General features: G+C 70.5%; 18 protein-coding genes and 1 riboswitch. Of the genes, 13 read left to right on the top strand and 5 right to left on the bottom strand.

What is annotated here, in order from left to right:
- The first annotated feature begins 9 nt into the window (after positions 1–9).
- From shc to ACFZDJ_RS46135, 8 genes are all read left to right on the top strand, one after another.
- Positions 10–2,034 carry a squalene--hopene cyclase gene (gene shc / locus ACFZDJ_RS46170; protein WP_384914896.1) on the top strand — a complete coding sequence of 675 codons (2,025 nt, stop codon included), beginning with the start codon at positions 10–12 and terminating at the stop codon, positions 2,032–2,034.
- Positions 2,034–2,675, top strand: coding sequence for a 1-hydroxy-2-methyl-2-butenyl 4-diphosphate reductase (locus ACFZDJ_RS46165; RefSeq protein ID WP_168513722.1), 642 nt, complete (start codon positions 2,034–2,036; stop codon positions 2,673–2,675). The genes shc and ACFZDJ_RS46165 overlap by 1 nt, the downstream gene beginning before the upstream one ends.
- Positions 2,676–2,680: 5 nt before the next feature.
- Complete coding sequence (hpnH, locus tag ACFZDJ_RS46160) at positions 2,681–3,703, top strand: adenosyl-hopene transferase HpnH (RefSeq protein WP_099919495.1); 1,023 nt, start codon at positions 2,681–2,683, stop codon at positions 3,701–3,703.
- A gap of 4 nt (positions 3,704–3,707) precedes the next feature.
- On the top strand, positions 3,708–4,865 hold the full coding sequence (gene ispG, locus ACFZDJ_RS46155) for a flavodoxin-dependent (E)-4-hydroxy-3-methylbut-2-enyl-diphosphate synthase (RefSeq protein WP_054232726.1): 1,158 nt from the start codon (positions 3,708–3,710) through the stop codon (positions 4,863–4,865).
- Between the two features lie 28 nt (positions 4,866–4,893).
- Positions 4,894–6,822 carry a 1-deoxy-D-xylulose-5-phosphate synthase gene (dxs, locus tag ACFZDJ_RS46150; RefSeq protein WP_384914892.1) on the top strand — a complete coding sequence of 643 codons (1,929 nt, stop codon included), beginning with the start codon at positions 4,894–4,896 and terminating at the stop codon, positions 6,820–6,822.
- Positions 6,819–8,219 carry an aminotransferase class III-fold pyridoxal phosphate-dependent enzyme gene (locus tag ACFZDJ_RS46145; RefSeq protein ID WP_390928856.1) on the top strand — a complete coding sequence of 467 codons (1,401 nt, stop codon included), beginning with the start codon at positions 6,819–6,821 and terminating at the stop codon, positions 8,217–8,219. Before dxs ends, ACFZDJ_RS46145 begins: the two co-directional genes overlap by 4 nt.
- Before the next feature lie 122 nt (positions 8,220–8,341).
- Positions 8,342–8,995 (top strand): helix-turn-helix domain-containing protein, encoded by a 654-nt coding sequence (locus tag ACFZDJ_RS46140; RefSeq protein ID WP_390928854.1) that lies wholly within the window; start codon positions 8,342–8,344, stop codon positions 8,993–8,995.
- A 68-nt stretch (positions 8,996–9,063) separates the two neighbouring features.
- The gene (locus tag ACFZDJ_RS46135; protein ID WP_101403940.1) at positions 9,064–9,180 is read left to right on the top strand and encodes a DUF6126 family protein; all 117 of its coding nucleotides are present in this window, start codon (positions 9,064–9,066) and stop codon (positions 9,178–9,180) included.
- A gap of 38 nt (positions 9,181–9,218) precedes the next feature.
- On the opposite strand, the gene ACFZDJ_RS46130 is transcribed toward ACFZDJ_RS46135, so the two are convergent.
- On the bottom strand, positions 9,219–10,016 hold the full coding sequence (locus tag ACFZDJ_RS46130; protein WP_391068413.1) for a tyrosine-protein phosphatase: 798 nt from the start codon (positions 10,014–10,016) through the stop codon (positions 9,219–9,221).
- Positions 10,017–10,198: 182 nt separating this feature from the next.
- On the opposite strand from ACFZDJ_RS46130, the gene ACFZDJ_RS46125 reads away from it, so the two are divergent.
- The 5 genes from ACFZDJ_RS46125 (at position 10,199) to ACFZDJ_RS46105 (ending at position 17,185) form a co-directional block, all read left to right on the top strand.
- Positions 10,199–12,268 (top strand): alpha-galactosidase, encoded by a 2,070-nt coding sequence (locus tag ACFZDJ_RS46125; RefSeq protein ID WP_391068410.1) that lies wholly within the window; start codon positions 10,199–10,201, stop codon positions 12,266–12,268.
- A 301-nt stretch (positions 12,269–12,569) separates the two neighbouring features.
- A riboswitch (cyclic di-AMP (ydaO/yuaA leader) is annotated at positions 12,570–12,728 on the top strand.
- Between the two features lie 2 nt (positions 12,729–12,730).
- A complete protein-coding gene (locus ACFZDJ_RS46120) occupies positions 12,731–13,723 on the top strand; it encodes a peptidoglycan DD-metalloendopeptidase family protein (protein ID WP_391068408.1) in 993 nt (330 codons plus the stop codon).
- A 245-nt stretch (positions 13,724–13,968) separates the two neighbouring features.
- Positions 13,969–15,543, top strand: a complete 1,575-nt coding sequence (locus ACFZDJ_RS46115) for a hypothetical protein (RefSeq protein WP_391068405.1) — start codon at positions 13,969–13,971, stop codon at positions 15,541–15,543.
- Positions 15,540–16,256 carry a DUF6250 domain-containing protein gene (locus ACFZDJ_RS46110; protein WP_390928846.1) on the top strand — a complete coding sequence of 239 codons (717 nt, stop codon included), beginning with the start codon at positions 15,540–15,542 and terminating at the stop codon, positions 16,254–16,256. The genes ACFZDJ_RS46115 and ACFZDJ_RS46110 overlap by 4 nt, the downstream gene beginning before the upstream one ends.
- 143 nt (positions 16,257–16,399) lie before the next feature.
- Entirely contained in the window at positions 16,400–17,185 is a 786-nt protein-coding gene (locus tag ACFZDJ_RS46105; protein WP_168501470.1) for an SGNH/GDSL hydrolase family protein, read from the top strand.
- Between the two features lie 329 nt (positions 17,186–17,514).
- On the opposite strand, the gene ACFZDJ_RS46100 is transcribed toward ACFZDJ_RS46105, so the two are convergent.
- From ACFZDJ_RS46100 to ACFZDJ_RS46085, 4 genes are all read right to left on the bottom strand, one after another.
- On the bottom strand, positions 17,515–18,135 hold the full coding sequence (locus ACFZDJ_RS46100) for a TetR/AcrR family transcriptional regulator (RefSeq protein ID WP_248297214.1): 621 nt from the start codon (positions 18,133–18,135) through the stop codon (positions 17,515–17,517).
- Between the two features lie 25 nt (positions 18,136–18,160).
- On the bottom strand, positions 18,161–18,580 hold the full coding sequence (locus tag ACFZDJ_RS46095; RefSeq protein WP_385385012.1) for a hypothetical protein: 420 nt from the start codon (positions 18,578–18,580) through the stop codon (positions 18,161–18,163).
- A 146-nt stretch (positions 18,581–18,726) separates the two neighbouring features.
- Positions 18,727–19,953, bottom strand: coding sequence for a Glu/Leu/Phe/Val dehydrogenase dimerization domain-containing protein (locus ACFZDJ_RS46090; RefSeq protein WP_391068401.1), 1,227 nt, complete (start codon positions 19,951–19,953; stop codon positions 18,727–18,729).
- Positions 19,950–21,599: a 5-guanidino-2-oxopentanoate decarboxylase gene (locus ACFZDJ_RS46085; protein WP_391068398.1), complete on the bottom strand. Its 1,650-nt coding sequence runs from the start codon at positions 21,597–21,599 to the stop codon at positions 19,950–19,952. Before ACFZDJ_RS46085 ends, ACFZDJ_RS46090 begins: the two co-directional genes overlap by 4 nt.
- Positions 21,600–21,933 lie beyond the last annotated feature (334 nt).

The following is a 21,933-nucleotide window of genomic DNA, read 5'->3' as shown; positions in this document are numbered from 1 at the left end:
GGGGAAGCCATGACAGCGACGACCGACGGAAGCACCGGGGCACTGCCGCCCCGCGCTGCCGCGGCCAGCGAAATCCACCCAGAGACGACTCCCGCGGCGGCCGGGACAGTCGAGACCCGAGACGTCGCCACGCACGCCATACAGCGCGCCACCGATTTCCTGCTCTCACGGCAGGACGCGGAGGGCTGGTGGAAGGGCGACCTCGAGACGAACGTCACGATGGACGCCGAGGACCTGCTCCTCCGTCAGTTCCTGGGAATCCGCGACGAGACGACCACACGCGCCGCCGGACTGTTCATCCGCGGCGAGCAGCGCGAGGACGGCACCTGGGCCACCTTCTACGGTGGCCCAGGCGAACTCTCCGCCACCATCGAGGCGTACGTCGCCCTGCGGCTGGCCGGGGACGGCCCGGACGAGCCGCACATGGCGAGGGCGGCCGCCTGGGTCCGCGAGCGGGGCGGCATCGCCTCGGCCCGCGTCTTCACCCGGATCTGGCTCGCCCTGTTCGGCTGGTGGAAGTGGGACGACCTGCCCGAACTCCCGCCGGAACTCATCTACTTCCCGAAGTGGATGCCGCTCAACATCTACGACTTCGGCTGCTGGGCGCGGCAGACGATCGTGCCGCTGACCATCGTCTCGGCGAAGCGCCCGGTGCGACCCGCGCCGTTCCCGCTCGACGAGCTGCACACCGACGCCCGCGACCCCAACCCGGTCAAACCCCTCGCCCCCGTGGCGAGTTGGGACGGGGTCTTCCAGCGTCTCGACAAGGCCCTGCACCAGTACCGCAAGGTCGTCCCACGTCGGCTGCGCCGGGCCGCGATGAACACGGCGGCGCGCTGGATCATCGAACGGCAGGAGAACGACGGCTGCTGGGGCGGCATCCAGCCACCCGCGGTGTACTCGGTCATCGCGCTGCACCTGCTCGGCTACGACCTCCAACACCCCGTGATGCGTGAGGGGTTGGCGTCGCTGGACCGGTTCGCCGTCTGGCGCGAGGACGGGGCCCGGATGATCGAGGCCTGTCAGTCCCCGGTCTGGGACACCTGCCTCGCCACCATCGCGCTCGCCGACGCGGGCCTGCCCGCCGACCATCCGCAGCTGGTGAAGGCCGCGGACTGGATGCTGGGTGAGGAGATCGTGCGGCCCGGGGACTGGGCGGTGAAGCGCCCCCACCTTCCGCCCGGGGGTTGGGCCTTCGAGTTCCACAACGACAACTACCCCGACATCGACGACACCGCCGAGGTCGCCCTCGCGCTGCGCCGCGTCCGCCACCACGACCCGGAGCGCGTCGAGCACGCCATCGGGCGCGGGGTGCGCTGGAACCTCGGTATGCAGTCCAAGGACGGCGGCTGGGGCGCCTTCGACGTCGACAACACCAGCGCCTTCCCCAACCGGCTCCCGTTCTGCGACTTCGGGGAGGTCATCGACCCGCCGTCCGCCGACGTCACCGCCCATGTGGTGGAGATGCTCGCGGTCGAGGGGCTCTCGCACGACCCGCGCACCCGTCGGGGCATCGAGTGGCTGCTCGCCCACCAGGAGCCGGACGGCTCGTGGTTCGGCCGCTGGGGCGTCAACTACGTGTACGGAACGGGGTCGGTGCTCCCGGCGCTCGTGGCCGCCGGACTGCCCGCCTCGCATCCGGCGATCCGCCGGGCCGTCGCCTGGCTGGAAACCGTCCAGAACGACGACGGCGGCTGGGGCGAGGACCTGCGCTCCTACCACGAGGTCGCCGAGTGGAGCGGACGCGGCGCCTCGACCGCCTCCCAGACCGGCTGGGCGCTGCTCGCCCTGCTGGCCGCGGGGGAGCGGGACGCCAAGGCGGTGGAACGCGGGGTCGCCTGGCTCGCGGAGACCCAGCTGGCGGACGGCTCCTGGGACGAGCCGTACTTCACCGGCACCGGGTTCCCGTGGGACTTCTCGATCAACTACCACCTCTACCGGCAGGTCTTCCCGCTCACCGCGCTCGGCCGCTATGTCCACGGCGAACCGAGCTTTGTTCACGGCGAGTCCTTCGCCGAGGTCAAGGGGGGTTGATGAGCACGAAGCCCGATCCGGCCCCGCTGCTGATCGCCTGCGCGCTCGGCATCGAGCACCTCGCCCTGCGCAGTGGCGACCGTACCGGGGCCGACGGGCCCGTCACCGTGCTGCGCACCGGCATGGGTCCCAAGGCAGCCGAGCGCTCGCTCACCCGGGTCCTGGCCGACCCGGCTCTGAGTGAGGCCGCCGTCCTGGCCACGGGCTTCTGCGCGGGGCTCGCCCCGGGCATGCACCCCGGTGACCTGGTGGTCGCCGAGGAGACCCGGGACCCACGCGGCAGCACCCCGTGCGTGGGCACGGAACTGCTCGTCAAGGAACTCGTGCGCACCGTGCCCGGGCGCACCGTCCACACCGGGCCACTCACCGGCTCCGATCACGTCGTCCGAGGTCACGAGCGGTCGGAACTGCTCGCGACCGGCGCGATCGCGGTCGACATGGAATCCGCGGCCACGCTCCACAGTGCCGTACGTGCGGGCGTGCGCCCGGTTGCGGCCGTACGGGTGGTCGTGGACGCTCCAGAACATGAACTCGTCCGAATCGGCACAGTACGCGGTGGAATATCAGCTTTCCGTGTTCTTCGTGCCGTCCTTCCCGCTTTCTTTGAATGGCACCGTTCTTTGTTGCTCCCCCGGAGGTGAGCCAGATGGCCATGCCGCTTCGGCAGTCCATGAAGGTCGCTGCGTACCTGTTTGAACAGAAGCTCAGGAAGCGGGACAAGTTCGCGCTGCTGGTCGAGTTGGAACCCCTCTTCGCCTGCAACCTCAAATGCGAGGGCTGCGGCAAGATCCAGCACCCGGCGGGGGTGCTCAAGCAGCGCATGCCCGTTGCCCAGGCCGTGGGTGCGGTCCTCGAATCCGGCGCGCCGATGGTGTCCATCGCCGGCGGCGAGCCGCTGATGCACCCGCAGATCGACGAGATCGTACGGCAGTTGGTGGCCAAGAAGAAATTCGTCTTCCTGTGCACGAACGCGCTGTTGATGCGCAAGAAGATGGACAAGTTCAAGCCCTCGCCGTATTTCGCCTGGGCCGTGCACATCGACGGGCTGCGCGAGCGGCACGACGAGTCGGTGGCCAAGGAAGGCACCTTCGACGAGGCGGTCGCGGCCATCAAGGAGGCCAAGCGGCGCGGCTTCCGGGTCACCACCAACTCGACCTTCTTCAACACCGACACCCCGCAGACCGTCATCGAGGTCCTCAACTTCCTCAATGACGACCTGAAGGTGGACGAGATGATGCTCTCGCCCGCCTACGCCTACGAGAAGGCACCCGACCAGGAGCACTTCCTCGGCGTCCAGCAGACCCGGGAGCTGTTCAAGAAGGCCTTCTCGGGCGGCAACCGCCGCCGCTGGCGGCTCAACCAGAGCCCGCTCTTCCTGGACTTCCTGGAAGGCAAGGTCGACTTCCCGTGCACCGCGTGGGCGATCCCCAGCTACTCGCTCTTCGGCTGGCAGCGGCCCTGCTACCTGATGAGCGACGGGTACGTGCAGACGTACAAGCAGCTCCTGGAGGAGACCGACTGGGACTCCTACGGGCGCGGCAAGGACGAGCGGTGCGCGAACTGCATGGCGCACTGCGGCTACGAGCCGACGGCCGTCCTCGCCACGATGGGCTCCCTCAAGGAGTCGCTGCGCGCCGCCCGCGAGACCTTCACGGAAAGCCGCGGGTGACGACATGACCGCCGTTTCCTTGGGCCTCCCCGAGGTGCCGGTCCGACCGATCGCCGAACGCCGTGTGTCGCGGCGGATCCAGGTCGGAGCGGTGGCGGTCGGGGGCGGAGCACCCGTTTCGGTGCAGTCGATGACGACGACGCGTACGTCGGACATCGGTGCCACCCTGCAGCAGATCGCGGAACTCACCGCGTCCGGCTGCCAGATCGTGCGCGTCGCCTGCCCCACGCAGGACGACGCGGACGCCCTCGCGACCATCGCCCGCAAGTCCCAGATCCCGGTGATCGCGGACATCCACTTCCAGCCCAAGTACGTGTTCGCGGCCATCGACGCGGGCTGTGCGGCGGTGCGGGTGAACCCGGGCAACATCAAGCAGTTCGACGACAAGGTCCGCGAGATCGCGCGGGCCGCCTCTGACGCCGGGACCCCGATCCGGATCGGGGTCAACGCCGGGTCGCTCGACCGGCGGCTGCTGCAGAAGTACGGCAAGGCGACCCCCGAGGCACTGGTCGAGTCGGCGTTGTGGGAGGCGTCCCTCTTCGAGGAGCACGGGTTCCGGGACATCAAGATCTCGGTGAAGCACAACGACCCGGTGGTGATGGTCAACGCCTACCGGCAGCTCGCCGCCCAGTGCGACTACCCGCTGCACCTCGGTGTGACGGAGGCCGGTCCTGCGTTCCAGGGCACGATCAAGTCCGCCGTCGCCTTCGGGGCACTGCTCAGCGAGGGCATCGGGGACACCATCCGGGTCTCCCTGAGCGCCCCGCCCGCAGAGGAGGTCAAGGTCGGCCTGCAGATCCTGGAGTCGCTGAACCTGAAGCAGCGCCGCCTGGAGATCGTCTCGTGTCCGTCCTGCGGACGCGCCCAGGTCGACGTCTACAAGCTGGCCGACGAGGTCACGGCCGGTCTGGAGGGGATGGAGGTCCCGTTGCGCGTCGCGGTCATGGGCTGCGTCGTCAACGGCCCCGGCGAGGCGCGGGAGGCGGACCTGGGGGTCGCCTCCGGCAACGGCAAGGGGCAGATCTTCGTCAAGGGCGAGGTCATCAAGACCGTGCCCGAGTCGAAGATCGTCGAGACCCTCATCGAGGAAGCGATGAAGATCGCCGAGCAGATGGAGAAGGACGGCGTCGCCTCCGGCGAACCCGCCGTCACCGTGAGCTGATCAGCACGGACCGAGAGGGGGCCCGAGCGTGACGATTCTGGAGAGCATCCGGGGACCACGCGACCTGAAGGCGCTGTCCGAGGCGGACGTCGGTGAACTGGCGGACGAGATCAGGGAGTTCCTGGTGCACGCGGTCGCCAGGACCGGCGGTCACCTCGGACCCAATCTGGGGGTGGTGGAACTGTCCATCGCGCTCCACCGGGTCTTCGAGTCACCCGTCGACCGCATCCTGTGGGACACCGGCCACCAGAGCTACGTACACAAGCTGCTGACGGGACGCCAGGACTTCTCCAAGCTGCGCGGAAAGGGTGGCCTGTCCGGCTATCCCTCGCGTGAGGAGTCCGAGCACGACATCATCGAGAACAGCCACGCCTCCACGGCGCTCGGCTGGGCGGACGGGCTCGCCAAGGCCCGCCAGGTGCAGGGCGAGAAGGGCCATGTCGTCGCGGTCATCGGCGACGGCGCGCTGACCGGCGGCATGGCGTGGGAGGCGCTGAACAACATCGCCGCGGCCAAGGACCGCCCGCTGATCATCGTCGTCAACGACAACGAACGCTCGTACGCGCCGACCATAGGTGGCCTGGCCAACCACCTCGCGACCCTGCGGACGACCGACAGTTATGAGAAGGTCCTCGCCTGGGGCAAGGACGTACTGCTGCGCACCCCCGTCGTCGGACACACCCTCTACGAGTCGCTGCACGGCGCGAAGAAGGGGTTCAAGGACGCCTTCGCGCCGCAGGGCATGTTCGAGGACCTGGGGCTCAAGTACGTCGGGCCGATCGACGGGCACGACGTCGGGGCCGTGGAGTCCGCGCTGCGCCGCGCGAAACGTTTCCACGGGCCGGTGCTGGTGCACTGCCTGACCGAGAAGGGGCGCGGTTACGAGCCCGCGCTCGCGCACGAGGAGGACCACTTCCACACGGTCGGTGTGATGGACCCGCTGACGTGCGAGCCGCTCGCGCCCTCGGGCGGCCCGTCCTGGACCTCGGTGTTCGGGGACGAGATCCTGCGGATCGGCGAGGAGCGGGACGACGTCGTGGCGATCACGGCGGCCATGCTGCACCCGGTGGGGCTCGGGAAGTTCGCCGAGCGGTTCCCCGACCGGGTGTGGGACGTAGGGATCGCCGAACAGCACGCCACGGTCTCGGCGGCCGGGCTCGCCACCGGCGGTCTCCACCCGGTCGTCGCCGTCTACGCGACCTTCCTCAACCGGGCCTTCGACCAGCTCCTCATGGACGTCGCGCTGCACCGCTGCGGAGTGACCTTCGTGCTGGACCGGGCGGGGGTCACCGGCGTCGACGGGGCCTCGCACAACGGCATGTGGGACATGTCGATCCTCCAGGTCGTGCCGGGCCTGAGGATCGCCGCGCCGCGCGACGCCGACCAGCTGCGGGCGCAGCTGCGGGAGGCGGTCGCCGTCGACGACGCGCCGACGTTGATCCGCTTCCCGAAGGAGTCGGTGGGCCCCGCGATCCCGGCGGTCGACCACCTGGGCGGACTCGACGTCCTGCACCGCTCCGAAGACACCCCGCAGGTCCTCCTGGTCGCCGTCGGCGTGATGGCACCGGTCTGCCTCCAGGTGGCCGACCTGCTGGAGGCCCGTGGCGTCGGGTGCACGGTCGTCGACCCGCGCTGGGTCAAGCCCGTCGACCCGGCGCTGCCCGGCCTCGCCGCCGAGCACCGGCTCGTCGCGGTCGTCGAGGACAACAGCCGGGCGGCCGGCGTCGGCGCCGCGGTCGCGCTGGCGCTCGGGGACGCCGAGGTCGACGTGCCCGTACGGCGCTTCGGCATCCCGGAGCAGTTCCTCGCGCACGCCAAGCGCGGGGAGGTGCTGGCCGACATAGGTCTCACGCCCGTCGAGATCGCCGGGCGGATCAGCGCCGGTCTGGCCGTCAAGGACGCGCTGTCGAAGGACGCGCCGTCCGAGGAAGAGTTGTCCAAGGAGAAACAGGAATGACCGACCCTGCGGAAAAGGGGGAGTTCGACCTCGGCGCGCTCCTCGCCGAGCGCGGAGCCGAGCGCTACGAGCTGCACACCAAGTACCTGAACCACCAGCTCCCGCGCATGCTGCACACCATCGGCTTCGACAAGGTGTACGAGCGGGCCGAGGGCGCGCACTTCTGGGACGCCGACGGCAACGACTACCTGGACATGCTCGCCGGGTTCGGGGTGATGGGCCTGGGCCGCCACCACCCCGTCGTACGCAAGGCGCTGCACGACGTCCTGGACGCCTCGCTCGCCGACCTCACCCGCTTCGACTGCCAGCCGCTGCCCGGGCTCCTCGCCGAGAGGCTGCTCGCCCACAGTCCCCACCTGGACCGGGTGTTCTTCGGCAACAGCGGTACGGAGGCGGTGGAGACCGCGCTCAAGTTCGCCCGGTACGCCACCGGGAGGCCGAGGATCCTCTACTGCTCCCACGCCTTCCACGGGCTGACCACCGGCTCGCTGTCCGTCAACGGCGAGGACGGCTTCCGCGACGGCTTCGCCCCGCTGCTGCCCGACACCGCCGTTCCACTCGGTGACCTGGACGCTCTGGCCCGGGAGCTGAAGAAGGGCGATGTCGCCGGGCTGATCGTCGAGCCCATCCAGGGCAAGGGTGTGCACGAGGCCCCGCCCGGGTATCTGCGCGCCGCGCAGGAACTGCTGCACCGGCACAAGGCGCTGCTCATCGCGGACGAGGTGCAGACGGGGCTCGGGCGGACCGGGGACTTCTACGCCTACCAGCACGAGGAGGGCGTCGAACCGGACCTGGTGTGCGTCGCGAAGGCGCTGTCCGGCGGCTATGTGCCGGTCGGCGCGACGCTCGGCAAGGACTGGATCTTCAAGAAGGTCTACTCGTCCATGGACCGGGTCCTCGTCCACTCGGCGAGCTTCGGCTCGAACGCTCAGGCCATGGCGGCGGGCCTCGCCGTGCTCTCCGTGATGGAGAACGAACAGATCGTCGCGAACGCCCGGGCCACGGGAGAACAGCTCAAGTCCCGGCTCGCGGCGCTCATCGACAAGTACGAGCTGCTGAGCGATGTACGCGGCCGGGGCCTGATGATCGGCATCGAGTTCGGCCGGCCCAAGTCGCTCAAGCTGCGCAGTCGTTGGACCATGCTGCAGGCCGCGCGCAAGGGCCTGTTCGCGCAGATGGTCGTCGTCCCGCTGCTCCAGCGGCACCGCATCCTCACCCAGGTCTCCGGCGACCACCTGGAGGTGATCAAGCTGATCCCGCCGCTGATCATCGGCGAACGGGACGTGGACCGGTTCGTGGAGGCCTTCACCGCCGTGATGGACGACGCGCACAGCGGCGGCGGTCTGATGTGGGACTTCGGAAAGACCCTGGTCAAGCAGGCGGTCGCCAACCGCTAGCCCTGCGGCACGAAGGGGGTGGGGCGGGCTCGCACCATGGGCCCGCCTTCACCGGGACGAATGATTTTGCCTCTGAGGCAAGAAATTTGCCCGAGAGGCAAGGGTGCGGCTCAATAGAGGACATGAGCCCTGTCGAGTCGGGGGCGGCCGCCACACCGCCGCAGTCCGCAGCAGCCGAGGCGCTGCCCGCCGTCGCACCGCACCTGCGTGCGCTGCGTCGCCGGGCCTCGCTGACCCTGGAGGCCGCGGCCGGCGCCGCCGGCCTTTCGGCAGCCCACCTCTCCCGACTGGAGACCGGGCAGCGCCAGCCCTCGCTGCCGATGCTGCTCGCACTCGCTCGTATCTACGGTACGACGGTCTCGGAACTGCTGGGCGAGACGGTCGCCGAACGGGACGCGATCGTCCGGGCCGCCGACATGGAGCCGACGAAGGCGGGCGGCTGGACCTACTGGCAGGCCGGTGCCCCGGGCCGAGGAATGCAGGCCCTGCGGGTACATGTCCCCTACGGCTCGCAGGGCGACATCGTGCGCGTCCACCCCGGCGAGGAGTGGCTCTACGTCCTCCAGGGGCGGCTGCGGCTGCGCCTCGGGGACACCGCCCAGGTGCTCGCGCCCGGGGACAGCGCGCACTTCGACTCCCTGACCCCGCACCGCATCGCGGCCGCCGATCAGTCGGGGGCCGAACTCCTCTTCGTACACACCCTGCTGCAGAGCCCCACCGCCGCGCTGTGCCTCGGCCCGGCGGCAGGACACCCGACCATGGGAGAGCTGTCATGACGGAATCCACGGAATACACGCAACCCACGGAGCCCACGGAGTCCGCCACCCCCGTCACTCGGCGGCGCATGGTCGAGAAGTTCCCCCGCGCCCTGTGGGTACGCCTCATCATCTACATCGCCGTCGGCCACCTCTTCGCGGCCTTCATCTATCTGCTGTTCGAGCTGGGCGGGCAGAACCAGTAGCCCAGGGCTCAGTCCCTCGGGGTTCAGTCCCTCGGGGTTCAGTCGAGCAGGCGCTCGCGCAGCCGCTCCCGCTGCTCGGGCGTGACCCCCAGCCCCCGCTCCAGGTAGGCGTCGATGCTGCCCCAGGTCTCCTCGATCGTCTCGAAGGCCGCGGTCAGATACTCGGCGCGGGCGTCGAACAGAGGGCTGAGCAGCTCCATGACCTCGGGGGAGCGGGCCGTTTCCGAGGAGCCGTTTCGGCGCACCTTGTAGCGACGGTGCGTCGCGTTCGACTCCAGGTAGTCGGCCACGATCGCGTCGCGTTCGACGTCGAGGGCGAGGAGTGTCACGGCTATGGAGAGGCCCGCGCGGTCCTTGCCCGCCGCGCAGTGCATCAGCGCGGGCACGCTGTCCTCGGCCAGCGCGTGCAGCACGTGCGAGTGCTCGGCCGTGCGCTCCTTGACTATCGTGCGGTAGGAACCGATCATCCGGTTGGCCGCCTTGCCGTCGCCGAGGTGCCCGCGCAGCTGTTCCACGTCGCCGTCGCGGACCATCTTCCAGAACTCGCTGCCGTCGGCAGGGTCGGTGAGCGGAAGGTTCACGTTCCGTACACCCGGCAGCTCGACGTCCGGCCCCTCCAGCTGCTGGTCCGCGGCATTGCGGAAGTCGAAGATCGTGTGCAGCCCGAGGGAGGAGAGGAAGGTGGCGTCCTCCTCCGTGGCGTGCGCGAGATGACCACTGCGGAACAGCCGTCCGTAGCGCACCCGCCGGCCGTCCACGGTGGGCAGGCCGCCCACGTCTCGGAAGTTGCGCACTCCGGCCAGCTCCGGCTCGGTCGACGGGACCTGCTGCGTCACGGGGGCTCCTCCCATTGGACCGCCGGCGCTGCTCGGCGACGCTCGCCGACGGGAATCGCGCTTTCGACGATACGACATGGGTTCCTCAGGCAATGAAGTTGTCCACAGCCGTTGCCTCCCGGGTGAGACGCCGTTGATGATGTTGGTGATTGAGTGCGGCTGTTCGAATCTGTGAGGGTTTGATGATCGAAATCGGCGAAGATGGTCGTACGTGGCTTCTTTCGGGCCCGACCAGCGGCTACGCGCTGCGGCTGACCGACCTCGACGAACTGCTCCATCTCCACTGGGGGCCACGGATCACCCTCGCTGACGCCGAGTCGCTGGCCGCCCTGCCCGGCCCGCCGTACCGGCCCTTCGAGTCCCGGCTCGACGGGCGCGAGGAGTATCCCGTCGAGGGCGGCCCCCGCTTCGTACGTCCGGCGCTCTCCGTACGGACGCAGGAGCGGCGCGGCACCGAATGGCGTTTCGAGGCCCACGAGGCCGACGGTGACGAACTGCGGCTGCGCTTCGCGGACGACGGGCTCGGCATCACCCTGCACTACCGGATGCGCGGCGACGTCGTCGAGCGCTGGGTGACCCTGGCCAACGAAGGGCCCTGCCTGGAGTTGCTGCGCGCGGACTCCGCGACCTGGACACTGCCGGAGCGCGACGGCTGGCGGCTCTCTCAGCTGCACGGGCGGTGGGCGGCCGAGTCCCGGCTCGCGCGCTCCCCCCTCACCTACGGTGAGAAGGTCATCGGCAGCCGCCGCGGGCACACCGGGCACCAGCACCTGCCGTGGGTCGCGCTGGACAGCGGGGCGAGTGAGGAGAGCGGCGAGGTCTACGGGTGCGCGCTCGGCTGGTCGGGCTCGTGGCGGATCTGCGTGGCTCAACTCCCCGACGCGCGCGTGCAGATCTCCGGCGGCGCGGGGTACGACGACTCCGGACTGTTGCGTCTGGAGCCGGGGGAGTCGTTCACCACCCCCGTCTTCGCGGGGCTGTGGAGCGACGGCGGCTTCGGCGCGGCGAGCCGGACGTGGCACGCGTACCAGCGCGCGTACGTGATCCCGGACGCGGACCAGGACCGGCCGGTGCTCTTCAACTCCTGGGAGGCCACCCACTTCGACATCTCCGAGGAGCGGCAGCGGGAGCTGGCCCGGCGGGCCGCGGAGATGGGCGTCGAGTTGTTCGTCGTCGACGACGGGTGGTTCGGGGCGCGGACGAGCGACCGCGCAGGGCTCGGCGACTGGACCCCCAACCCGGACCGCTTCCCGCAGGGACTGAAGCCGCTCGCCGACGACGTGCACGCGCTCGGCATGCAGTTCGGGATCTGGGTCGAGCCGGAGATGGTCAATCCTGACAGCGAGCTGTACCGCGCGCACCCCGACTGGGTGCAGTTCCAGCCGGGGCGGACCAGGACGGAGTTCCGCAACCAGCTCGTACTCAACCTCGCCCGCCCCGACGTCCAGGAGTACCTGTGGGAGCAGCTCGACAGTCTGCTCTCGAGTGCCCCGATCGACTATGTGAAGTGGGACTTCAACCGCTGCTTCACGGACGCCGGTTGGCCCGGTGAGCCGTACCCGCAGAAGCTGTGGGTCGAGCACGTGGAGGCCCTGTACGGACTCCTGGACCGGCTGCGCGCCGAGCACCCCGGGGTCGCCTTCGAGTCCTGTTCGGGCGGTGGCGGCCGGATCGACCTCGGCGTCATGGCGCGCACGGACCAGGTGTGGACCTCCGACAACACCGACCCGCTCGACCGGCTCGCCATCCAGCACGGCTTCAGCCAGATCCACCCGGCCCGGATCATGGCCGCCTGGGTCACGGACAGTCCGAACGCGCAGCTCAACGGACGGATCAGCTCGCTGCGGTTCCGGTTCGTGAGCGCCATGGCCGGGGTCCTCGGGGTCGGCGGTGACCTGGCCGACTGGAGCGAGGTGGAGCTCGCCGAGGCGCGGGAGTGGGTGGAGCGCTACAAGGAGATCCGGCCGGTCGTGCAGCGCGGCGACCTCTACCGGCTGCGGCCTCCAGGCGGCGGCCTGAGCGCGGTGCAGTACGTGCACGGCGACGAGACCGTCGTCCTCGCCCTGCTCCAGGCCCAGCACCACGGCGAGCCGGTCGCCCCGCTCCGGCTGCGCGGGCTGGATCCGAGCGCCGCGTACGAATGCTGTGAAACGGGCGAAGTGCACCGGGGTGCGGTGCTGTTGCATCACGGGTTGCGGACGGAGCTGCGTGGGGACTTCGATGCGGCAGTTATCCGGCTGCGTCGCATGTGAGTGTTCTGTCCGTATTGATGCCTTCATTCCAACTGGCCCTGGAATAAAGGACCGTGGTGCGATGTGCGTGAGCAGCGTCATATTCGTGACGATGCGTTGCGGTCCCGCTTTCTCAATCGGCCCGAATTTCCTGGCGGTTTGCGGGACGGGGGAGATCATTGTCCACGGAGGGTGACCGGAATTCCGGCATGGATCAAGGGGGGCACGCGCACAGAAAAGCCACATGGTTGGCGATGCGCCCCCATCTCGCTTACGTTCGCCCTCAATCCGGACGGACGCCCAATCCTGCCGCCGCCCGGTATCCGCACACCCACCGGTAACCGGCAGGAGCGGGGGACCCACAGGTACCACGCCTGTTCCGGTCTCCGGAACGGCTAGGGGTAAAGCCGCGCAGCCGCGTGGCCGGGCATCTCCAGCCCGCACCCGACAGCTCACCTCGCAGGCGCCGGAGAGGAATTCTTCATGCCCGCGAAGGGTAAGCACCGCCGCCCCAAGTCCCAGCGTTTCTCCCGCTCGATCGCCGTGGCCGGAACCGGTGGCGCCGCGCTCGCGCTGCCGCTGATGGGGGCCGCCGGTGCCCATGCCGTGACGCCGACAGTCGCGGTTTCGTCCACTCCGGAAAAGACCGCGACGATTTCCGGCGCGACGGTTTCCAAAAAGTCCGCGACGGTTTCGGAAAAGACCGCTACGGCCTCCACGGCCGCGACGAAGACCTATTCGGTGAAGGCAGGCGACTGGCTCGCCAAGATCGCCGAGCGGCAGCACCTCAGCGGCGGCTGGCAGAAGCTCTACTCCGACAACCGCCAGGCCATCGGCGGCGACCCCTCGCTGATCCACCCCGGCCTGAAGCTCGCGATCGGCGAGAAGGCCGCGTCGACCGACAACACCAAGCCGTCGACCAAGCCATCGGCCAAGTCGTCCACGCAGTCGTCCGCCAAGACGGCCACGCGGTCGTCGGCGCAGCCGGCCACCGAGTCGTCCAGCGCGGCGGACGCGCCCAAGACCCAGGCCGCGGCCACCCAGGCCACCGGCACCGCCGGCAACACCGGTTACACCCTGCCGGTCGAGGGCGCCACCATCGGCACCGGCTACAAGGTCGCCGGCAGCATGTGGTCCAGCGGCTACCACACCGGCGTGGACTTCGTGGTCCCGACCGGCACCACCATCAAGGCCGTCGCCGCCGGCACCGTCGTCTCGGCCGGCTGGGGCGGCGCGTACGGCAACCAGGTCGTCATCCAGCACGCCGACGGCCGGTACTCGCAGTACGCCCACATGTCCGCCCTGTCGGTCTCGGCGGGCCAGACCGTGACCGAGGGCCAGCAGATCGGCCTCTCCGGCGCGACCGGCAACGTCACCGGTCCGCATCTGCACTTCGAGATCCGCACCACCCCGAACTACGGCTCGGACGTGGACCCGGTCGCGTACCTGCGCTCGCACGGTGTCGCCGTCGGCTGACGTCCGCCGCGTCTTTCACGACCTTCGAGGGCCGGACCTCCGCGATCGCGGAGGTCCGGCCCTCGGCGTTTCTCCGCGCGTCCCGGCGTGGTCATTTCATGATCGGCACATTGCGGTCTTGTGGCACCGGCGCACGAGGTGTCGACACGGTGCGAGGGTGACTCCACAGTGATCTCCGTAAGCGCTTTCTGTGTCTTCGGCGACGGCATCGCGGCCGTCGTCGCCACCGCAAGGAGCCCGCCATCGTGAGACCTCGAAGACTCGGCGTCACCGCCGCCGCCGCGCTGCTGGCCGGACCGGTCGACGCGCCCTCGCACGCCACCGAACAGCATCCGCCGCCGCGCCGGATCGTGGAGAGACTGGACCGCGGCCTGGTCGCCGTCCCCTCCGGCAAGGGCACCTTCCTGAGCTGGCGGTTACTCGGCACGGAGTACGCGCTCCCCCAAGTTCTCGGCTCCGCTCGAACAGGGGGTACCCCCACCGGGGACGCGATCGCGTTCAACGTGTACAAGGGCGGACGACGGCTCAACCGGGCGCCGGTCATCCGCTCGACCACATACCAGGACGACAGCCGGGGCACCGGCACGTACGCCGTGCGTGCCGTCGTCAACGGCCATGAGCGAAAGCCGAGTTCGGCGGCGCTCGACTTCGCGAAGGGCTACGCCGAGATTCCGCTGGCCGCCGTCGACGCGCCCGCCGCGATCAGCGGCTCGACGGCGATCGGCGGCTACCGCAACGACGACAACGTCACCGTGTACGACCTCGACGGCGACGGCAGGGCCGAGGTGCTGGTGCACACGGCCGACGGGACCACCTTCGCGGACGGAGCGAAGGTGACCGCCGACTCGCCCGCCAACCAGTTCATTTCGGTGATCGACGGGGAGACGGGCCTCGAGTGCACCCGGCAGCCCGTGCCCGACGACCTGGTCGCCGGCGGCCCCTCCGGCGGGCACTTCGGCATCGCGTACCTGGACGGCGTACACCCCAGCCTCGTCACGAAGTTGGTCACCCGGGTCGGTGCCAAGCGCGGAGCCTTCCGGATCCTCTTCCAGACCTGGGACTTCAACGGCACGGATCTGAGACGGCGTTGGAAGTACGTCGTCCCGGCCGGCAGCGGCGCCACCAGCTTCCACCAGATCCGGACCGTCGACGTCGACCAGGACGGCAAGGACGAGATCGCCGACGGCAACTACGTGGAGGGCGGCGACGGCACGCTGCGCTATGTCGTCGACGGTGCCGGACACGGCGACCGTTTCGACATCGCCGACCTCGACGTCGGCAGGGGCAGCGCCGCCGACATCGACCCCGGCCACCCCGGCTACGAGTACTGGACCTCCACCGCCGACGTCACCCGCCCCGGCGCGGGCGTCTTCAACGTCCGGGACGGAAAGATCTCCACGACCACGCCCAGCGTCAACTTCCGCATCTGGTGGGACGGCGACAAGGGCGCCGAGCTCCTCGACTACACGCATGTCGACAAGTGGGACCCGAAGACCGAGACCAGCACGCGCCTCTTCGACCCGGCCGGTGTCGTCTCCGGCGCCCGCAACGCGACCCCGTTCTACGGCGACCTCCTCGGCGACTGGCGCGAGGAGATCCTCGCCGAGACCGGTGACCACACCGCGCTGCGCCTGTACACCACCACCGAGCCGACGAAGACCCGTATCTACACGCTCGCCCAGAACCCCGGCTACCGCCTCGGCTGGACCGTGCGCGGCTATCTCCAGTCGACGTACACGGACTACTACCTGGGCACCGAGACCCGGCGGGTGCCGAAGCCCGCCATCACCACCGCCGCTCGTACGGAAGGAACCTCATGACCACCCGCAGAGCCTTCGCGACCCTCGCCGCCGGTGCCGCGCTGTCGGCGCTCGTACCGGCCATCACCGCGAGCGCCTCGCCGCGTCACCGTCGCGGCCGGCTCATCGCCCACGACGGCTTCCGTCGCGGCCTCGGCCAGTGGGTCACCGAACTGCAGGACGGCGGCACGGTCACCGCCTCGCACGGTGTCCTGGAGATCGACGTACCGAGCGGTGCGACGGTCTGGTTCAAGCAGAGGCTCGAAGGGCCCTACGTCATCGAGTACACCGCCACACCCGTCTCCGAGGGCGGCGTCAACGACCGGGTCTCCGACCTCAACAACTTCTGGAACGCCGTCGACGTCCGTTCCCCGGACGACCTCTTCGCCACGCCGCGCGGCGGCGCATTGGCCGAATACGACTACCTGAAGACGTACTACGTCGGATACGGCGCCAACACCAACACGACCACGCGGCTGCGCCGGTACGTGGGGGAGCCGGGCGTCCGCCCACTCGTCTACGACTACACGGAGCCGCTGCTCACGGCCAACGAGCCGAACCGTGTCCGGATCGTCTCGGACGGCTCCACGGTCCGCTGGTGGAACAACGGACGGCTGGTGTTCGACTACGGCGACCCGGAGCCGTACACGAGCGGGCACTTCGCGTTCCGGACCACATGGAGCCACTTCCGGATCGAGGACTTCCAGGTGTGCCGGCTGTTCAACCACTCCTGAGAGGGCCTTATTCCGGGTTCACCGACACTTTACGAGTGGCTTATCTCACCACCCGTCAACCCCTTCCTACGGTCGCGTAGCTCACATCGAAAGGTGAATCATGGGCCGATGTGGCAGACGATTCGAAGAGTGACAACAGATCAGTGATCGGGTCGTACGTGGCGGTGGGGGACAGCTTCACCGAAGGCGTTGGCGACCTCGGCCCCGACGGGGCCTTCGTCGGGTGGGCCGACCGGTTCGCGGTGCTTCTCGCCGACCGGCGGCCCGAAGGCGACTTCACCTACACGAACCTCGCCGTACGCGGAAAGCTGCTCGACCAGATCGTCGAGGACCAGCTCAGGAGCGCCAAGGAACTCGCCCCCGACCTGGTCTCCTTCTGCGCGGGCGGCAATGACATCATCCGGCCGGGCACCGACCCCGACGAGGTTGCCGAGCGCTTCGAACGCGCGGTCGCCGACCTCACCTCCGCCGTCGGCACCGTCATGGTGACGACCGGCTTCGACACCCGTACCGTCCCCGTGCTGAAGCATCTGCGCGGCAAGATCGCCACGTACAACGGGCACGTACGCGCCATCGCGGACCGGTACGGCTGTCCGGTCCTCGACCTGTGGTCCCTGAAGACGATCCAGGACCGCCGCGCCTGGGACGGCGACCGCCTGCACCTCTCACCCGAGGGCCACACCCGGGTCGCGCTGCGCGCCGGCCAGGTCCTCGGCCTCGAAGTGCCCGCGGACCCCGACCAGCCCTGGCCTCCGCTGCCGCCCCGCGGCACCCTCGAGGTCCGGCGTGACGACATCCACTGGGCACGCGAGTACCTCGTCCCGTGGATCGGGCGCCGTCTGCGCGGGGAGTCCTCCGGCGACCACGTGGCCGCCAAGGGCAGCCTCTCGCCGGACGACATCAAGATGCGGATCGAGTCGGTGGCCTGAACGACGGGTCCCCGACGTGCCGGTGGCTTGGAGGGAGTGGGCGCGGGCCCGGGCCGAACCCGCCGCCGCGCCTGCGGCCCTTGGGGCGCGGCGGGGTCGTCGTGCGTCGACATGGCGCGGCGGCTGTCGCCGGGCCGGGCCTGTTGTGCCCCGTAGACGCCTCCACGGTGGCTCGGCGGTGGGCGAGCCGACTCGGGTGGCAGTGAGCCGACGGCCGACGAAATGAACGGCCCGGGGGTGGGACGGTCGCAGCCGGACCGACCCGCTCGGTGGGCGGTGGAGCGGCGACTGTCGACCGAACCGTCCAGGCGCGCGCCCCGGCGCGCGTCTCAGCGCACCGCCGCCGCCAACGCCTCCCGAGCGAGCCCCAGTTCCCGGGCGAGCGCCTCGTCCACCCACTCCTGGGCCCGCGCCCGCGACACCGCTCCCGTGTAGGCGGTCATCTGCACGGCCAGCCCGTCGAGCAGCGCCGTCAGCCGCAGGGCGGCGCCCGTGGGATCCGGGCACTCGAACTCGCCGCCCGCCACTCCCTCCGCGATCACCTCGGTGATGGCGGCCTTCCACTGCTTGTCGAGATCACGCGTGACCTCCTGAAGCGCGGGCTCGCGCAGGGCGGCCGCCCAGCCCTCGATCCACAGCCGCCAGCCCTTGGCCTGGCCGGTCGGCGCGTACCAGCGCACGGCGGCGCGCAGCCTGCGCAGCGCCGACGTACGACGGCCGAGCAGCTTGCGCAGATGGGCGAGGTCGTCCTCGGCCGCGTAGGTGAACGCGGCGGCGACCAGCTTCTCCTTGGTCGAGAAGTGGTACAGCACCAACGCGTTGCTCACCCCGAGCACCGAGGCCACGTCGGCGATCCGCACCGCCGCCACGCCCCGCGCCTCGATCTGCTCGATGGCGGCGCGCAGCAACTCCCCGCGCCGTTCCGCCACGCTCAACCGCACCCTTGCCACGCGGTAACCCTAATGCTCGGCAGGGTCAGTCGACGAACTGGTAGTCAAACCGGATGCGGCCGTCCTCGTCGAGGACCAGGAACTCCCGGCCGCCGCCCGTGGCACGTCCTTCCCCGGTGTGGAAGGACTCCCAGCGGAACGTGATGACGTCCCGCAGCCGTTGGGCGGGTTCCTGGATCCGGAAGACGTAGGTTCCCGGGGCGACGAAGTCGTCGTAGGCGCGCGTCACGCGCGTGTGCAGTTCGTCGTGGCCACGGGCCTCCAGGACGGCGGTGGTGAAGCCGAGGCCCACGGCTGTGTCCCGCATCTGCTGGGGCGGCCGAAGGACGTGCAGACCGTCCTGAGCCCAGAGTTCGTCCACGGTCTTGCGGCGGACCTCGGGATCGGGCTCGTTCCAGACGCCGATGTAGCGCTCGATCAGGTCCTGCGGGTCGATGGTGGGCATGGATACTCCCGGTACGAGTCGGACTTCGTGTGGGGAGGGGCGGTCACTCGCGCTCGCGCGCCCTCGCTGCACCGACTCTGCTGTCACCGGCCCCGCGCCTCAATTCCCCAGGAGGAATGACGGCAGGGCCGCGAGGCGGGTGCCCGTCAGCGGTACCAGCCGAACCGCTCCGCGATCACCGGCAGCCGGTCGGCGACGATGGCGTGCGCCGCGGCCCGCGGTGTCGTCCCGTCGGCCTCCGCGCGGGCCAGCATCCGGTCGATCAGGTCGCGCATGGAACGCCGGGTGTACGCGAACGCCTCGTCCGCGTCCGCGCCGATGTCGCCGAAGAGCGTCCACCACCACCAGGCGTTCGTCCCGGAGTTGACCACGACGTCCGGCAGCACGACGACCCCGCGCGCGGCGAGCAGCTCCTCCGCCTCGGGCAGCACGGGCATGTTGGCCGCCTCGACGATCCAGCGGGCGCCGATCCCGCGCTGGTTCTCGGTGTCGATGGCGTACGAGACCGCCGCGGGAACCAGCACCTCCGCGTCCACGGACAGCCAGGCGTCACCCGGGAGTTCCTGGTCGGCCGGGCGCAGCGCGCCGCGGTCGACCGTCCCGTAGGCGTCCCGCGCCGCGAGCAGCGCGTCGACGTCGAGCCCGTCCGGGTTCGCGATCGTGCCCTTGACGTCCGCGACGGCGACGATGTCGAGGCCCGCGCGGGCGAGGAAGCGGGCCGTGGCGCCGCCCATGGTGCCCAGGCCCTGCACGGCCACGCGCGTCCCCGCGTGCGCCACCCCGGCCCGGTCAAGGGCCGCGAGCACCGACTCGGCGACACCGCAGCCGCCGACCAGTTCGTCGAGCCCGATCCCGTCCACGTCGACCGCGAAGGCATCCGCGAGCCGCCGACGGGCCGTCGTCTCGTCGTCGAGCAGCGGGTACACGGCCTGGATGGACGAGACGAGCCCCGCCTCCTCGGCGGCCCGGTCGACCAGGTCCTGGGTGAGCCCGAGGTCCTCACCCGTGGTCCAGAAGATCTCGATGTAGGGGCGCATGGCGCGCAGATAGCGCACCAGCAGGCCGTACGCCGCCGGGTCCTGGGGATCGCAGTCGATGCCGCCCTTGGCACCGCCCAGCGGGATGTAGCGGCCGTCGGGGTTGTAGTGCAGGGCCTCCTTCATCGTCATCCCGCGGGCGAGCCCGGCGACCTCGTCCAGGGTGCAGCCCGCGCGCATCCGCAGGCCGCCGCTGGAGACGCCCCGGACGAGCCGGTCGACCACGAGATAGCCCGGTCTGCCCGTGACGTGGTCGGTCCAGGTGAGCGCGATCAGGGGCGCGGTCGAAGGCGGGCTGAGCGGCGTGGCCGACGGCGCGGTCGGGGGCGTGGTCATGGGGTCTCCTCGGGGACGGCGATCAGGGTGGGACCAGGCGTGCGCAGCGCCTCGGTGAGGGCGAGGGCCACCTCGTCGGGGTGGCACACGCGTGTGCCCTGTCCTCCGTAGGCGCGGGCCAGGGCGGGCAGGTCGACCGGAGCGAGGTCCACCGCGGTCGGGCGGTCACCCCGTGCGGCCATCTCGTCGCGGATCTCTCCGTAGCCACCGTTGTCGAACACCACGACGGGCAGCGGGAGTCGCAGCTGCGCGGCGGTCGCCAGCTCCTGCACCGTGAACTGGAGGCCGCCGTCCCCGCTCAGTGCCACCACCTGGCGCTCCGGGCACGCCACCTTGGCACCGAGCGCCGCGGGCAGCGCGTAGCCGAGCGTGCCGAAGCCGGTCGGGTGAAGATAGCGTCCCGCCGGGCCCAGCGGGAGGTGCGGGAGCGCGCCGTAGTAGCAGCACTGGGCACTGTCCGAGGTGATGACCGCGTCGTCGGCCAGGACGGCGCGGATCGCCCGCAGGTACGGGATCCAGCGCGCGTCGCGCGCGGCACTCCCGGCGTAGCGCGCGTCCCGCACCGCGGCGACCTCGTCGGCGTCGGTTCCGCCTCGTGGGTCGGGGATGTCGTGGCGCACGCGCGCGTGGAGGCCCATTTCCGACAACAGCCACTCCAGGGAGGCCCGCGCGTCGCCGACGAGCGCGATGTCCGTGGGCAGCCCGGAGTGCATCTGGTCCGGGTCGAGGTCGGCCCGGACGAGCGTGCCCCCGAGGGCGGTCGGCGGCGACCAGAAATCGGACTCGGCCAGTTCCGTGCCCACGGCGAGGACGACATCACGACCCGCCAGCCACTTCTGCACCGACTCAGTGTGCAGCGAGACGCCGAGCGAGAGCGGATGCCGCTCGGGTACGACGCCCTTGCCGTTGGCGGTCGTCACGACGGGCGCGCCGCACGCCTCCGCGAGGGCGAGACAGGCGTTCGCGGCGCCGCGCGCGCCACCGCCGAGCACCAGCGCGGGCCGCCGCGCCTCCCGCAGGGCGCGCGCGGCCCGTCCTACGGCCTCGGCGTCCGGCAGCGTCGGCGCTGCGGCCGGGGCGAGCCGCACCGGCCCGGCGGTCTCGGCCGCCATCAGCAGGTCCAGCGGCACCTCGAGGTGCACGGGCCGCGGCCGCCGCGTACGGAAGAGGGTGAACGCGCGCGCCACGGCGGCGCCGATCTCCGCCACCGAGGAGACCCGGTGGCTGAACGCGGCGACGCCCCGCAGCGCCTCGGTCTGGCTGCGCATCTCGTGCAGCAGCCCGGTCGCCAACCGGGGGTGGCGCAGGGGCATACCCGGGGAGACGACCAGCAGGGGCACGCTGTCCGAGTAGGCCTGCCCGACGGCGGCCGTGACGTTGAGGAGTGCGGGACCGGTGGTCGTGATCACGACACCCGGGCGGCCCGTCACGCGCGCATAGCCGTCGGCGGCGTACCCGGCGCCCTGTTCGTGGCGCGGGGTCGCATGCCCTATGCCGTACGCCGCCAAGTGCCGGTAGATCTCCAGGTTGTGCGTGCCGGGGATGCCGAACGCCTGCGTCACGTCATGCGCGGCGAGCGCCCGGACGAGCGCCTCGCCACCGGTGAGCACGCCGGTGCGCAGGTCGGTGTGCGGGTCGGCCTCCATGGTGCCTCCAAGCGCGGAACGAGCGGCGCGACCGAAGACCCACCGGAACCCTTACTGAATCATCAGTCAGTATCGGGAGCGGTCCCGAAGTCTGTCAATTTACTGAACGGATCATCAGTAGTGGGTCTGCGGCGCGTCGCCCGTCCGGCCCGTCGAACCCGTTCCACGGAAGCCTCGGTTCCCTCGCGTCCGCAGCGCGAGGCGCCGGCGTAGGGGAAGGGCGCGGTGCCGCACGAGGGACAGCGCACCGAGGTGATCCAGGCCCGGGTCGACGAGATCGCGCGCCGTCAGCGCGACGGAGTGCTCGGCGAGCGGCTCGACGCCGGACTCCTGC

It is taken from the genome of Streptomyces sp. NPDC007896 (assembly GCF_042959425.1).
GTDB lineage: Bacteria > Actinomycetota > Actinomycetes > Streptomycetales > Streptomycetaceae > Streptomyces.
This window is presented reverse-complemented; position numbering and strand designations above follow the sequence as displayed.

What these genes read in the sequence shown, in the direction of transcription:
- shc (WP_384914896.1), top strand. Translation starts at nt 10, where the DNA reads ATGACAGCGACGACCGACGGAAGCACCGGGGCACTGCCGCCCCGCGCT.
- ACFZDJ_RS46165 (WP_168513722.1), top strand. Translation starts at nt 2,034, where the DNA reads ATGAGCACGAAGCCCGATCCGGCCCCGCTGCTGATCGCCTGCGCGCTC.
- hpnH (WP_099919495.1), top strand. Translation starts at nt 2,681, where the DNA reads ATGGCCATGCCGCTTCGGCAGTCCATGAAGGTCGCTGCGTACCTGTTT.
- ispG (WP_054232726.1), top strand. Translation starts at nt 3,708, where the DNA reads ATGACCGCCGTTTCCTTGGGCCTCCCCGAGGTGCCGGTCCGACCGATC.
- ACFZDJ_RS46145 (WP_390928856.1), top strand. Translation starts at nt 6,819, where the DNA reads ATGACCGACCCTGCGGAAAAGGGGGAGTTCGACCTCGGCGCGCTCCTC.
- ACFZDJ_RS46140 (WP_390928854.1), top strand. Translation starts at nt 8,342, where the DNA reads ATGAGCCCTGTCGAGTCGGGGGCGGCCGCCACACCGCCGCAGTCCGCA.
- ACFZDJ_RS46135 (WP_101403940.1), top strand. Translation starts at nt 9,064, where the DNA reads ATGGTCGAGAAGTTCCCCCGCGCCCTGTGGGTACGCCTCATCATCTAC.
- ACFZDJ_RS46125 (WP_391068410.1), top strand. Translation starts at nt 10,199, where the DNA reads ATGATCGAAATCGGCGAAGATGGTCGTACGTGGCTTCTTTCGGGCCCG.
- ACFZDJ_RS46120 (WP_391068408.1), top strand. Translation starts at nt 12,731, where the DNA reads ATGCCCGCGAAGGGTAAGCACCGCCGCCCCAAGTCCCAGCGTTTCTCC.
- ACFZDJ_RS46110 (WP_390928846.1), top strand. Translation starts at nt 15,540, where the DNA reads ATGACCACCCGCAGAGCCTTCGCGACCCTCGCCGCCGGTGCCGCGCTG.
- ACFZDJ_RS46095 (WP_385385012.1), bottom strand. Translation starts at nt 18,580, where the DNA reads ATGCCCACCATCGACCCGCAGGACCTGATCGAGCGCTACATCGGCGTC.
- ACFZDJ_RS46090 (WP_391068401.1), bottom strand. Translation starts at nt 19,953, where the DNA reads ATGACCACGCCCCCGACCGCGCCGTCGGCCACGCCGCTCAGCCCGCCT.
- ACFZDJ_RS46085 (WP_391068398.1), bottom strand. Translation starts at nt 21,599, where the DNA reads ATGGAGGCCGACCCGCACACCGACCTGCGCACCGGCGTGCTCACCGGT.